Origin of the sequence: Mesorhizobium sp. M7A.F.Ca.US.011.01.1.1, from assembly GCF_003998295.1 — a bacterium.
In the GTDB taxonomy this organism is placed as follows: Bacteria; Pseudomonadota; Alphaproteobacteria; order Rhizobiales; family Rhizobiaceae; genus Mesorhizobium.
This window is the reverse complement of sequence record NZ_RZRT01000014.1, coordinates 73,874-87,232: the sequence shown is the minus strand read 5'-3', so window position 1 is coordinate 87,232 and position 13,359 is coordinate 73,874. Positions and strand designations below refer to the sequence as shown.

The 13,359-nt window shown below is 63.6% G+C and carries 13 protein-coding genes; all 13 read right to left on the bottom strand.

Going from position 1 to position 13,359, the window contains the following annotated elements:
* Positions 1-47: 47 nt before the first annotated feature.
* The 13 genes from EOA13_RS16250 to EOA13_RS16190 all read right to left on the bottom strand — a co-directional run bounded on the left by EOA13_RS16250 (position 48) and on the right by EOA13_RS16190 (position 13,352).
* Positions 48-467: a helix-turn-helix domain-containing protein gene (locus EOA13_RS16250; RefSeq protein WP_023811410.1), complete on the bottom strand. Its 420-nt coding sequence runs from the start codon at positions 465-467 to the stop codon at positions 48-50.
* A gap of 141 nt (positions 468-608) precedes the next feature.
* Positions 609-2,201 carry an apolipoprotein N-acyltransferase gene (gene lnt, locus EOA13_RS16245; RefSeq protein WP_127294034.1) on the bottom strand — a complete coding sequence of 531 codons (1,593 nt, stop codon included), beginning with the start codon at positions 2,199-2,201 and terminating at the stop codon, positions 609-611.
* Positions 2,202-2,235: 34 nt separating this feature from the next.
* Complete coding sequence (locus EOA13_RS16240) at positions 2,236-2,646, bottom strand: VOC family protein (protein WP_245490395.1); 411 nt, start codon at positions 2,644-2,646, stop codon at positions 2,236-2,238.
* 246 nt (positions 2,647-2,892) lie between these two features.
* Positions 2,893-4,005, bottom strand: a complete 1,113-nt coding sequence (locus EOA13_RS16235; RefSeq protein ID WP_127294032.1) for a hemolysin family protein — start codon at positions 4,003-4,005, stop codon at positions 2,893-2,895.
* 28 nt (positions 4,006-4,033) lie between these two features.
* Positions 4,034-4,534 (bottom strand): rRNA maturation RNase YbeY, encoded by a 501-nt coding sequence (gene ybeY, locus EOA13_RS16230; RefSeq protein ID WP_023811413.1) that lies wholly within the window; start codon positions 4,532-4,534, stop codon positions 4,034-4,036.
* A gap of 18 nt (positions 4,535-4,552) precedes the next feature.
* Positions 4,553-5,545, bottom strand: a complete 993-nt coding sequence (locus EOA13_RS16225) for a PhoH family protein (RefSeq protein WP_224699087.1) — start codon at positions 5,543-5,545, stop codon at positions 4,553-4,555.
* Positions 5,546-5,628: 83 nt separating this feature from the next.
* The gene (miaB, locus tag EOA13_RS16220) at positions 5,629-7,050 is read right to left on the bottom strand and encodes a tRNA (N6-isopentenyl adenosine(37)-C2)-methylthiotransferase MiaB (RefSeq protein ID WP_127294030.1); all 1,422 of its coding nucleotides are present in this window, start codon (positions 7,048-7,050) and stop codon (positions 5,629-5,631) included.
* A gap of 74 nt (positions 7,051-7,124) precedes the next feature.
* A complete protein-coding gene (locus EOA13_RS16215) occupies positions 7,125-7,925 on the bottom strand; it encodes a 1-acyl-sn-glycerol-3-phosphate acyltransferase (RefSeq protein ID WP_127294028.1) in 801 nt (266 codons plus the stop codon).
* A gap of 20 nt (positions 7,926-7,945) precedes the next feature.
* On the bottom strand, positions 7,946-8,440 hold the full coding sequence (gene rimI, locus EOA13_RS16210) for a ribosomal protein S18-alanine N-acetyltransferase (protein ID WP_024503455.1): 495 nt from the start codon (positions 8,438-8,440) through the stop codon (positions 7,946-7,948).
* Positions 8,441-9,118: a tRNA (adenosine(37)-N6)-threonylcarbamoyltransferase complex dimerization subunit type 1 TsaB gene (gene tsaB, locus EOA13_RS16205; RefSeq protein ID WP_127294026.1), complete on the bottom strand. Its 678-nt coding sequence runs from the start codon at positions 9,116-9,118 to the stop codon at positions 8,441-8,443.
* 97 nt (positions 9,119-9,215) lie between these two features.
* On the bottom strand, positions 9,216-10,319 hold the full coding sequence (locus EOA13_RS16200) for a DUF1513 domain-containing protein (protein WP_127294024.1): 1,104 nt from the start codon (positions 10,317-10,319) through the stop codon (positions 9,216-9,218).
* 352 nt (positions 10,320-10,671) lie between these two features.
* Positions 10,672-11,751 carry an imelysin family protein gene (locus tag EOA13_RS16195; RefSeq protein WP_127294022.1) on the bottom strand — a complete coding sequence of 360 codons (1,080 nt, stop codon included), beginning with the start codon at positions 11,749-11,751 and terminating at the stop codon, positions 10,672-10,674.
* On the bottom strand, positions 11,751-13,352 hold the full coding sequence (locus tag EOA13_RS16190) for a di-heme oxidoredictase family protein (protein WP_127294020.1): 1,602 nt from the start codon (positions 13,350-13,352) through the stop codon (positions 11,751-11,753). Before EOA13_RS16190 ends, EOA13_RS16195 begins: the two co-directional genes overlap by 1 nt.
* Between the last annotated feature and the right edge of the window lie 7 nt (positions 13,353-13,359).

Below are 13,359 nucleotides of genomic sequence, written 5' to 3'. Positions count from 1 at the left end.
TTGTGCCACCGGCGGCAAGACGCCGCCAGTCCTGGCGTGATTGCCGATCAGTCGGGATCGTCGGTGGAGAGGGACTTGACCAGGTCTATGATCCTGCGGCGCACCTTGGCATCGGCGATCTTGACAAAGGCCCGGTTGAGCTGGAGTCCTTCGGGACTGCCGCAGAATTCGACGGCGAAAGCCATCGACGCGTCCTCGGCAAATCCACGGCCCGCCACGGGCTCCTGGCCGGGCGCATCCTCGAAAAAGAAGGCGACAGGCACGCCGAGTATGGACGCTATCGCCTGCAATCGGCTGGCGCCGACGCGGTTGGTGCCTTTTTCATATTTCTGAATCTGCTGAAATGTGATGCCGAGGTTTTCTCCCAGCTTTTCCTGGCTCATTCCCAGCATGTTACGGCGAAGCCGGATGCGACTGCCAACATGGATGTCGATCGGATTCGGTTTCTTCTTGTTGTCTTCTGTCATTTTTTCCTCGCCGAATTTTTTCGGCTTTCTCTATTTTTTTCCTGCCCAAACAAAGCCGGAGGCAACTGCCCCAACAGAACGATCCACCGGCTTCGAGAAATTTTCAGGCACTTACAGTATGAGTTTCTAATGTGTTGGCTGTCAATTCACCCGTAGTCTTTGCCTTACGTTCAACAGCGCTGCCCCAACGGCAAACAGCAACATGATCAGCATTCCGTTAATGCGCCGTTGGCCGGGAGATATGAGCGCCTGTCCGGAAATCGGTATGTGGGCATCGATGGCGCCGTGTGCGTCGATCGCAAGCGCATCGACGATGCGCCCGCGCGGATCGACGACGGCCGAGATGCCGTTGTTGGCAGCACGCACCAATGGCAATCCATTTTCCACCGCACGGATCTGGGCCTGCCTGAAATGCTGATACGGACCCGGCGTGTCGCCGAACCACGCATCGTTGGTAACGTTCACAATAAGCTGCGCTGACGCAGCGTCAACTGCCACAAGATCGGGAAAGATCACCTCATAACAGATAAATGGCAGCGCACGGATGCCATCGGGCAGCGTGATGGCGTGGCGCTCATTGCCGGCCGCGAAACTCATCGGCCCGGCAACCAGTTGCTCGATGCCGAAACGCTGGAGCAGATCGGCGAAAGGCAGGTATTCGCCGAACGGCACCAGGTGAACCTTGTCGACGGCGTCAGCGATTTCACCCTTGTCGTCGATCGCCACCACGGAGTTATAGTAACGGCTGTCGGCATTCGCGGCCGAACCGCCTTCCTCGCGAACGACGCCGGCAATCAGCATCTGGCCGGGTCCGAGCATGTCCCCCAGCGCCGTCAATGCGTCCGGACGCTCGGTGAAGAGGAACGGCACCGAGGTTTCGGGCCACAGGATCAGTTGCGGCTTTTGATGGCCTGGGTCCGGCGCCTTGGCCGAGAGCCCCATCAGGACCGCGAAGATGCGGTCGCGCACCGAGGCATCCCATTTTTCCGACAGGTCCACGGCCGGCTGGACGATGCGGACATCCAGGCTGCGTGAAGCTGGCGGTTCGGGAGCGGCAAGCCTGATATAGCCGAAGCCGACATGGGAGGCGGCGAGCACGACAAACAGTGCCGCGCCGAGGCGCAGGTGCCGACGTGCCGCCAGCAGTGCCGGCAATGCGAAGACGAACACCGCGAGCGCGTTCATGCCGATCATGCCCGTCACCGAGACGCTCTGCATCAGCAGCGGCACGGGCATGGCCGCGTAGCCGACCGCATTCCAGGGAAAACCGGTGAACAGGAAATCGCGCAGCCATTCCGCCAGGCCGAAGCCGAAGGCAAGGGCGGCGATGCGGCCAATGTCGTTGCTCCACAGCAGCCGGGCAACGATTGCCGCAAAGCCGTAGAAAAAGGCGAGCATGAAAGGAATGCCGACCACCGCGAAGGGAAGCGCCCAGGCAAAACTGTCGGCCTCGACCAGCAGCGCCGAACCGATCCACCAGAGGCCGGCGAGGAAATAGCCGAAACCGAACCACCAACCGACGGCGAAAGCCGGCCGCAGGCGACGAACCAAGCTGCCGGAAGCTTCGCCGGTGGCGCCATCCAGCAGCCAGACCAGCAGCGGAAACGAGACGAAACAGGCGGCGAAGAAATCGTAAGGCGCCTGCCCAAGCACGGCAAAAGCGCCCGCGAGAAACGCCACAAGCGCACGCCGCCAACCCCAAAGCAGAATTATCCGGCCGGTGAGGCGCTCCATGCATACTTCCGAGTCGCGAATCAGGACACAAGATTTAACAGGGAGCGCTCCGCGCTCCAAACGGCGGATGGGCTGGCTGAGATGCACAGCTTCGGCTCTGCCCTACCGGAACGCCGCCCAGCCGCTCGGCCTCCTCGCGCGGAACCGAACGGATGGTCTGCGTGAAGGTCCAGACATGGCCTTCAGGGTCGCGTGCACGATACTGGCGCTCACCGTAGAACTGATCCGCTGGCTCCTGGATTATATCAGCCTCGGCAGCCCGCGCCTTCTCGCAATGCGCATCCAGGCCGCGCTTCAGCCTGACATAGATCGACTGCGTGTTCTTGCCCAAGACCGAAGCCGGGCTGGCAACATAATCGCTCCATTCGGAATCTACGATGATGTAGCTGTCGCCGAATCGCATCTCTGCATGGACGAGTTTTCCCTCGGCATCGCTGACCACCATGCTGCGCGCGAAGCCGAAGGCTGCTTCCAGCCAGTCCAGCGCGGCACGAGGGCCCTAAAGAAAACACCGGAACCCAGACTTGGCTGCTTGAAGGGGTCCTCGACCGCCATCCCCTAAGCGCCTGGATTCGGGTTTTGCCGCATGATGTTCATCCGAAAAGTCTGCAACTTTTCGGCATCATGCTTAAGCTCTGGTTTTTGCCGCATGATGTTTATCCGAAAAGTCTGCAACTTTTCGGCATCATGCTTAAGCCTGTTCGGTGCGCGCGGTGGCGCGCCGGCGGCGCTCACCCTTCTGGCTCTGCACGATGCGCACGCGCTTGACGCGGCGCGGATCGGCGTCGAGGACGTGGAACTCGAAGCCGGGTATCGCCTGCACCACCTCGCCGCGGGCCGGAACACGGCCAAGCGTGTTGAAGATCATGCCGCCGATCGTGTCGACATATTCGCCATGTTCACCGGCGGCGAAATCCCCGCCAATCATCTTGGCGACGTCGTCGATCTCGGCCTTGCCGTCGACGATGAACACGCCGTCACCGCTCTGGGTGATCATCGGCTCGTCGTCGTCATGCTCGTCCTCGATGTCGCCGACCACCATCTCGACGATGTCTTCCAGCGAGGCGAGGCCGTCGGTGCCGCCATATTCGTCGATGACCAGCGCCATCTGGGTGCGCGTCGTCTGCATGCGGCCCATCAGGTCGGAGGCAAGCATCGACGGCGGCACGAACAGCACCGGGCGGATCAGATTGAGGTCGCCAATGGTGCGGGCGAGATCGACCTGGGCAAGATCGAGAACCGTGGCAGCAGGGGTTTTCCTGGTCGTGCGGCCCTTCTTGACGCGCGCGATCTTGGTGATGTGGGCCAGCACGTCACGGATATGGACCATGCCGCGCGGATCATCGAGCGTCTCGGAATAGACCGGCATGCGGGAATGGCCGGATTGTTCGAAAGTGCCCAGGAGATCGCCGAGCGTCGTCGTGATTTCGACCCCCTGAATGTCGGCGCGCGGTACCATGACGTCCTCGACGCGCACTTCGCGCAGCCGCAGGATGTTGTTGAGCATGGCGCGTTCGCCGGGCGAAAAGGCGCCGGCATCGCTCGTCGTCTCGGCAAGCGCGCCGGCAATTTCCTCACGCAGGCTGGTTCCGTTGCGTTGCCTGAACAGGCGCAGAACGCGGTCGAACAGGGAGGGACCGGCAGGCGATGTCTCGCCGGCAGCGCTGCCGGTGCCGGCAGCAGCGGATGTACTGCTAGCGCCAGAGGTAACGGTACTCGGACTTGATCCCTCTTCCGACGTGTCGGAAGCCTTGGTCGCACTGCCGGCGTCGGGGCGGGCGGCAGTCTCTGGTTTGTCGTTCATCGTCGTCCGGTCAATTGGTCAGATGTAGTTACGCGTAGGGGTCGGGAATGGCAAGCCTTGCAAGCGCCGCGCGTTCGACGGCTTCCATCGCCTCGGCCTCGGCCTCGGTCTCGTGATCGTAGCCCAGCAAATGCAGCAGGCCGTGGATGACGAGATGGGTGATATGGTTCTCGACCGGCTTGTCTTCCAGTGCCGCTTCATGGGCGACCGTTTCGGCGGCCAGCACGATGTCGCCCAGCATCGGCGGCAACGGACCGCCTTGCGCAAACGGAAAAGCCGGAAAAGACAAGACGTTGGTCGGCTTGTCCTTGCCGCGCCAGCCGGCATTGAGGAGTTGGACATGGGCGTCGTCGGTAAAAACGAGGCTGAGTTCGGAACGGCCCGCCACGCCGGTTTCGGCAAAAGCCGCCTTAACGGCGCCATCGACCAGCCGCGTCAGGCTCACCTCGTCGGGCCAGTTGCCCGCCTCAACCGATATGTCGATGTCGACGGGAACATTCCCGTCGCCGGATATTATGTCCTCAGGCATGAAGCCGCATCGTCAACATCAATTCTCGGCGCCGAGGCCGCGCGCCAGCTTGGCGTCCCGGTCGTAGGCCCTGACGATTTCCGCCACAAGCGGATGGCGGACCACGTCGCCGTCGTTGAAGCGCACGGTGACCGCGCCCGCCACGCCGTCCAGCACCCGCAAGGCTTCGACCAGCCCCGATTTGGTGTTCGAGGGAAGGTCGATCTGGGTCGGGTCGCCGGTGACGATCATGCGCGAGTTTTCGCCCAGGCGCGTCAGGAACATCTTCATCTGCATCGGCGTGGTGTTCTGCGCCTCGTCGAGGATGACGGCGGCATGCGCCAGCGTGCGGCCGCGCATGAAAGCGAGCGGCGCGATCTCGATCACTTCGGCGGCAATGGCGCGCTCGACCTTGTCGGCGGGCATCATGTCGTAGAGCGCGTCATAGAGCGGCCGCAGATAGGGATCGACCTTCTCCTTCATGTCGCCGGGCAGGAAGCCCAGCCGTTCGCCGGCCTCGACCGCAGGCCGCGAGAGAATGATGCGCTCGACCATGCCGCGCTCGAGCAGCATCGCCGCATGCGCCACCGCCAGATAGGTCTTGCCGGTGCCGGCCGGGCCGATGCCGAACACCAGTTCCGACCGTTCCAGCGCCCGCATATAGGCGTCCTGGTTGAGCGAGCGGGCATAGATCGTCTTCTTGCGGGTGGTGATCTGGGCGGCGGAGACCTTGCCCTTGCGTTCCAGCGTTGGCAGCGTCAGCTGATCGTCGGCGGCAATCGCCATGCGCACGGCGCCGTCGACGTCGGACTGGCCAATATCGACGCCCTTCTGGAGAATGCCGTAGAGATTGTCCAGGGCGCGGCGCGCCTGCTCGGCGGCCGACGCTGAGCCCTTGATGGTCAGCTGGTTGCCGCGTGAGCGGATGTCGACGCCAAGCTTCTGCTCCAGCCTGGCGAGGTTTTCGTCGAACTGACCATAAAGGGCGCTGGCAAGCTTGTTGTTGTCGAAAGTCAGAACGATGTGCGCCATGTCAGAAGCCCCAGATGCCGGTACCGGGGGCAGGTTCTTCAGCTCTGCTGCGCTCAACCGTCTCTCCTCATCTGCCGAGACCCTCAGGCCAATTCGGCGAACAGGCTGTTGTAGCCCGTCTTCGTGATTCGCACCTGGATAATGTCACCGATTTCGCCGGCCTTTTCATCAACAATAACCGGCTGCAGCCAAGGTGAGCGGCCAACCTTCTGGCCGGCCTGACGGCCGGGCTTCTCGATCAGGGTGTCGATGGTGCTGCCGATGAGGCTCTCGCCGAAATCCTGCTGCTGTTTCACAAGCAAGGCTTGCAGCCGCTGCAGGCGCTCGTCCTTGACCGTTTCCGGCACATGATCGGACATTTCGGCGCCCGGCGTGCCGGGGCGCGGCGAATATTTGAACGAGAAGGCCGAGGCGTAATTCACCTGACGCACCAACTCCATGGTCGCCTCGAAATCCGCCTCGGTCTCGCCGGGGAAGCCGACGATGAAGTCGCCGGAGAGCGCGATGTCAGGACGCGCGGTACGAATACGGTCGAGCAGCGCCAGATAATCCCTCGCCGTGTGCCGGCGATTCATCGCCTTGAGGATGCGGTCGGAGCCGGATTGCACCGGCAGATGCAGATAGGGCATCAACGCCGGCAGATCGCGATGGGCCGCGATCAGTTCGTCATCCATGTCGCGCGGGTGGCTGGTGGTGTAGCGCAGACGCGCCAGCCCGGGGATTTCGGCCAGCCTGAACAGCAGGCGGCCAAGGCCCCACTCCTCGGTCTTGTCCCCTTTGGCCTCGCCCCGGCCATGCCATGCATTGACGTTCTGGCCAAGCAGCGTCACTTCGCGCACGCCGGCTTCGGCCAGGCGCTCAGCCTCCGCGACAATCTGCGCCACCGGCCGGGAGACTTCGGAGCCCCTTGTGTAGGGCACAACGCAGAAAGTGCAGAACTTGTCGCAGCCTTCCTGCACGGTGAGGAAGGCGGTGACGCCGCGCTTGATGACCTCGGCGCGCTTGGGCTGCGGCAGATGCTCGAACTTGTCCTCGATGGCGTAGTCGGTCTCGACGATCTTTTCGCCGCCGCGCACCCGCGCCAGCACGTCCGGGAGCCGGTGATAGGTCTGCGGACCGATGACCAGGTCGACGGCCGGCGAACGGCGGATGATCTCGGCGCCTTCGGCCTGCGCGACGCAGCCGGCGACGCCGACCAGCATCTCACGGCCGGGCAGGGCACGCTCGGCTTTCATGTCGCGGATACGGCCGAGCTCGGAATAGACCTTTTCGGCCGCCTTCTCCCTGATATGACAGGTGTTCAGCAACACCAAGTCGGCCTCGCCAATGGCATCGGTCGCGGAATAGCCGTCGGCAGCCAGCGCATCGGCCATACGCTGTGAATCATAGACATTCATCTGGCAGCCATAGGTCTTGATGAAGACTTTTCTCGCTGCCGCGGGAAGCACCGCCGGCTGTCCAGCCGTAGTGCCGATGTCGTCGCTTTCTATCGTGTTCAAGTCCATAAGGCGGCTTCTAACGCCTTTCCGTGACAAAAAACAGACGATTCTCGGCCCGCGCCAGCAAGGGCGTGCCGGAGCTACCGGCTCGGCCGCGGGTCGGCAAGCGCCGCCTGCATCATCTCACGCACCTGGCTTTCCATCAGTTTCGACGTCTCCTTGCGGTTCGAACCCTTGGAAAAGGCGATTGCCTCGCCGAAATGCACCTCGACGTCGAGGGCGCCCTCCGCCAGCAGTACCCTAAGATGCGGCATCAGGTCCTCATCGCCGATCCAGGCGGCAAGCGGGCGGTGGCGGCGGCCGAGCGGCACACCGTGCAGGCGGGTATAGGCAATCGCCACCGGCTGGATGAAGACCTGCTCGGCCGCGCCTTCCGAAATGGCCATCGAGGCGGCGCCAAACAGCGTGCTCTTGAACGGCAGGATCATGTTGCCGTCGCCGGTCGAGCCCTCGGCAAACAGCACCATGGCATCGCCCTTGGCCATGCGGCTGGCAATCTCGCTTGCCTGGTCGCCCGAGGACCGCTTGCGTTCGCGCTCGATGAACACGGTGCGCTGCAGCTTCGACAGCATGCCGATCAGCGGCCAGCCTTCCATATCCGCTCGGGCAATGAATTTCACGTCGGCAAAAGAGCCGAGCACCATGATGTCGGTCCAGGAGATGTGATTGGACGCAACCAGCAGCGGGCGCTTGTCGGACAGCGCTCCCTTGACATGGATGCGCATGCCGAGCGCTCTGACGATCAGCCTGTGCCAGACCTTGAGGATGAAGGTTTCCGGCCACCAGCCAGTCTTCATCGACAGGATCTGTAACGGCACGAGGACCAGCGAACCGGCGACAACGAGGCCCAGCGCCAGGAGAATCCTGATTTTCTTGATCATCGCCCCATCCGGCCGTCTCGCTAGCGAAGATCGCGGCGCATGACAAGCGCGCCGGTCGGTCCGTGTTCGGCCGATCTGTAGTAATTCGGCCGCTTGCCGACCTCGCGGAAGCCCAGCCGACGATAAAGCGCGATCGCCGCGACATTGGTCTCGTCGACCTCGAGGAACAGCGCTTCGGCGCGCTGCGCGTGCAGTTCGCGCAACACCGCGTCCATCAATTGCCAGCCCAACCCCTGGCGACGATGCGATCGCGCCACCGCGACGGTCAGGATCTCGCCCTCGCCTGCCGCAAGCCTCGCCAGCACGAAGCCGACGGGCGGCTTGGAGCCCTGCCCGGTTTCGCGCGCGGCATAGCCGAACACGGTGTCCTGTTCGAGCAGGGCGGCGAATTCGCCATCGGTCCAAGGGCGGACAAAGTCCTCGCGATGCAGCAGCGAGACCGCCGGACTGTCGGCGATCCTCAGCGGCTCGAGCGCGTAGTCCCGGCGGCGTGGTTGGAGAAAAGGTATGCGCATTTATCTTTCTTGCCTTGATAGAATAAAGCCAGCCTGCGGCTTGGCGTCGGCGCCGCGCATATAGAGTGGTTTCGGCCGTTCGCCTGCGCCCTTGGCGGCAGCCAGGCGGGCGTAGGTGACAATGTCGGCGGTGGCTGTCCGAGGGCCGACATCAAATTCGCGCCCGGCCGATGCGCTGATGAGCGCTGCCGCGGTGCCGGCAAGCACCGGAGACGTTTCCTTCGCCATGGCCACCACGTCAGCCAGCGTGGCCGCGGCCGGACCGTAAGTCAAGGCTAACCTTTTGTCGTAAAAGGCCGCGTGGATCTCTTCACGGCCGGCATCGAGCGCCGCCAGCACGGCGCGACCGGGAAATACCGCTGCTGCTTCGGCGGCCAGCGCCTCCAGTGTCGTCACCCCGATTGCCGGTATCTTCAGCGCCAGCGCCAGGCCACGCGCGGTCGAGACGCCGACCCGCAGACCGGTGAAGGAACCTGGGCCGACGGAGACGGCAATGGCGCCAAGACCCGCATAGTCGGTTGCGCTTGCCTCCAGCGCTTCGGCGATGACCGCCATCAGCTGCTCGGCATGGCCCTTGCCGAGATCGAGCACCGAGCGGCCAAGCTCCTGCTTCGCCGCCGCGTCATAGACGCTAGCGGCGCAGAGGTTGGCGGCACAGTCGATGGCAAGCAATTTCATGAGGCAACCGGTTCGAAAAACAATCCCCTGTGCCCGCCACGGCCCGCCACCGCAAGGGGATAATTTGTTAAACGGCTTCGCTCCGGCTGGCGAGCGATCAGACCTGCTCGATGCGCAGCATGTGGTTGTCCCAGACATAGTCCGGTTCGGAGCGTGTCGCGCCGCTGCCCTCGACGATCTCGCCGGCGCCGGTGGTGACCATGAAGCCGGTTCCATCGGGCGCCACGCCGCAGACCTCGACCAACGCGCTGTTCGCAACGACCCGGCCGCTGGCCGCATCGATCACGACAAGCGAGTTGCCTTCCGGCGAGGAGACCGCCACGGTGCCGGCAGCCCGATTGGCGGCGACCGAGCCTATGTAGTTGCGGAAGCCGGACAAAACGTCCTGTGGCATGTCGAGCAGCTGCAGATCCTTGCCGCGGGCGGCGCGACCGACCAGCAATGGACGATCGGTGCCCGGCCCCCTGTACTGGCAGCCGAACCAGACGGTGCCGGACGGATCGGTGTCCATGTGGCGGATCGACAGCTGATGCAGTGCCGCCGGCAATTCGTGCTTCTCGATAAGGTCGCCGGTGACGCGGTCTATCAGCACATAGGACGGCTTCATGGTCGCAATGTTGAGCTCGGCGCGGCCGTAATCCGGATGGGTCTCGATGCCGCCATTGGCAACCGCAATCGTCCTGCCATCGCCCAGCAGCAGAAGCTCGTGCGGACCCATGCCATAGGTCGGGAATTCGTCAACACGGCTGAATTTGGCCCGCGCATCGTAGACGCCGACGACGCCGGCGGCGTTGTCGAAGTCGTTTTCGGTGGCATAGAGCAGCGCACCGTCGGCCGAAAACACGCCATGGCCGAAGAAATGCCGGCCGGCGATGCTGGCGATGGTCAGTGGTTCCTCGCGGCCCGAATGATCGAAAACCACCGCGAAAGTGCCGGGCTGGCGAGCAAACACCACCGAGCGCTTCGACACCGGATCGAAAGTGACGTCGTGGCCGCGATCGGGCAGGTCGATCGCATGCAGGAGCTTGCCGGTCTCGGACAGGACGGCGGCGCCATAGCTGCCGTCGCGCTTGACGAAGGCGGTGGCGAAGACGGCATCGGCCGCAAGCGTCGTTGCCCAGGCCGAAGGCGCCATCGCCGCGGCAAAGCCGATACCCGCAGCCCTCAGGAAATCGCGGCGATCGATGAGGGAGGTTTTCAAGAGACTATCCTCCCCTGCACTGGCTCGCTCCAGGACACGGTGATTATTACGGATCGGAGCTGACGCTTGGCACCTACCGATGCTTGGAATGATCCATCGCAGACATTGGAAGTTGGCCGAAGCCTCCGGAACTTCGTCATCCACGGGCGGAGCAGGAGCGAAGCTCCGTCGCGGAGACCCGAGGATCCATGCCGTGACCTTGACCGTCGGGTGCAACGGAGCAAAATTCTGGACCGCGGCAGCGCTTTGAAGTCGCGGCATGGATCCCGGGGTCTGCGCTGCGTCGCTTCGCTCCTTGCTTCGCCCCAGGATGACGAAGCTATGGGCGTTTCGGCCAATCTCAAGGTCATGCTCAGTCCCCATCCAGCGAGGAGAAGCCTGCGGTCAGGCCGAATTCGGCGGTCAGCCTGGTGCCGATCAAGGTCGACAGGCTGGAGGTGATCAGCGCGAAATGATCGAGCTTGTCACGCAGCGCCGGATCGGCAAGCGCCTTGTCGATTGGACCGCTGACCGCCTTGGCGGTGGCGACACCGTTGACCAGCTGGATATGGATCGATTCGGCCATCCAGCGCGCATCGGCCGGCAGAGCATCGCCAAGTTTCGAGGCCTGGAACAGCGTATCGATGCCGGAGAGATTGCCGGCCAGTGACGCGGTGGTGTTTTGCGAGCGCCAGTAGATTGCCTGTTTCGGCTTGTCCGCATCCGGCTTGCCGCCGAAAAACCCTTTCAGGCGCACGTCGCGGACCATTTCCAGCTCATTGATGAAGACGCCGACCAGTTCCGTCACCGCTTCGTTGCCGTCGCGGTAGAGCGCGTTCTGCGGCCCCGGATTGGCCCAAAGCGCGGCAAAGCCGTCCGGCTTGTTCCAGGCGGCGCTGACCTCGCCGGCCATGGTTTCGATGTTGCCGGCAACAGCAGTGCCATAAGCGCAGCGGTAGGGATCATCCTTGCCGGCAAGTGCATCGGCACCATCGCCGTAAAGAACGAATTCGAGCGCGCCCAGCCCCTGCATGGCAACGCTCTTGCCGGCCAGTTGGGCCGGATCGGTGGCGATCGGATCCCTGGCCGACAGCGCCGCCTGCACCTGCTTCAGGCCAATGCTCTTGCGATCCGGCCAGAACAGCATGCGTTCCAGCCGGTTGTTCTCCTTGATCGGCCCGAAACCGATGATTTCGGCCGACGACCAGGCATAGACAGTGGCGGAAAATTCAGCGCGCGCGGCATCGAGTTCTCCTTGCGAGGGCGCTTCGCAGAGCTTGTGCATCGCTTTCGTCAAGGCTTCCGCATGCTGATGCAGGCCGGCATAGGCCGGGCGGACAAAGCCATCGATCGCCCGCTGGACGATGTCGGAGGCTTTGACCGCCGCCGACGCCGGGACGACGCCCAGCAGAGCCAGCGGAAGAACGAGAAACAATGCAGAACGCTTGAACATCACAGTGACTCCAGGAATTTGAGCAGCGCATTGCGGTCGGCCGCATTGGCTGCGGCAAAGCGGTCGCGCGCTTTCTGCGCCTCGCCGCCATGCCACAGGATCGCCTCGGTCAAGCTGCGCGCGCGCCCGTCATGCAGGAAGAAGGAATTGCCGTTGACCGTCTCGGTCAGGCCGATGCCCCACAGTGGCGGCGTGCGCCATTCATTGCCCGTCGCATCGCCCACGGCCTGGCCATCGGCCAGATCTGGCCCCATGTCGTGCAGCAGGAAGTCGGAATAGGGCCAGATCAACTGGAAGGCCTGGGCTTTGTTGGGGGTATCGCGGCGCGTGACGAATTTCGGCGTGTGGCAGGCAATGCAGCCGATCTCGTAGAATGTTTTTTTGCCCGCGAGCACGTCCGGCCGGTCGAGGTCCCGGCGCGACGGCACGGCCAGGTTCTGCGAATAGAAGGTGACGAGATCCATCACCGGCGGCGGCGCCTCGACCGGGCCAAGACGCTGCTGCACGCCGTTCGGCATGGCGAGGCATTTTGCCTCCGCAGCAGTGCAATCGCCCCAATGCTTCGGCTCTTCGGGCGTCGAGATGCCGATGTCGCCGGCAAAGGCGTCCGCCGCCTGCTGGCGGATCGACGCGGTCTGCGCCTTCCAGCCGAAGCGGCCGAGCGTCAGTTCCCCGCTCAAGCCATCGCGCACGATGTTCGGCCTGCCGGAAATGCCGTCGCCGTCCCTGTCGTCCGGATCGGCGTGGGCGAGAATATCAGCCGGCGCGATCTGTTCGATCAGGCCCAGGCCGATCATCGGCGGCGTCAGGCGCGGCGACAACGTGGTGCGTGGGTCAAGCGGCCCGTAGCCAAGGCCGTCAACCGAATAGCTCGGTTTGCGCAAGGAGATCACTGTGCCGTCCGTCAGCTCCACCTTACGTTCCTGATAGTCGATGTGCATCCTGCCTTCACCGGGCAGGCCGGGTACGGCGAGCTCCTGCAGTTGCCTGCCATAGACCGGGTCGGGGAAGTTAGGCACCTCGTGGTCGGCAAGCGCCGCCCTCTCTTGCGCGCTGCTGGCGTCGCGGGCCAGCCGCAGGAACATCGACGTGGTGCCGGCGTCGCCTAGCGGCGGGCGGCCGCGGCCATCCTTCAGATGGCAGTTCTGGCAGGCACGTTCGTTGAACAGCGGGCCGAGCCCGTCCGAAGCCTGCGTCGAGGATGGCGACGACACCCAGTTCTTGCGGAAAAGGGCATTGCCGAGCTTGAAGTCGCCCTCTTCCTCGAAGGTGATGTTGGCCGAGGATTGCGAGAAGGAATCGCGGCTGACCTCCTTTCGGGACGTGCCGGCGGCACCTTGCATCAGTTCGAACTGCTCTGGCCTGGAAAAATCCATGGTCGGCCTGGTGACGGCGATGACGCGCGCCTGATCCTTCACATTGAGATCGGTGCGCGTGACGGCGAGGCCGGCCGGCTGAAGATCACCCGCCATCGCCGAAGAGGCAAGCGCAAACACGAGCATGACACAGTGCCGACGCGCCAATCCGGCCGACGTCTTTGGAAGGGACGGCGAGCCATCGGCCCGCCGCGAGCGGCGCACGAATTCTAGCAGGCGCCGCATTCCCGCA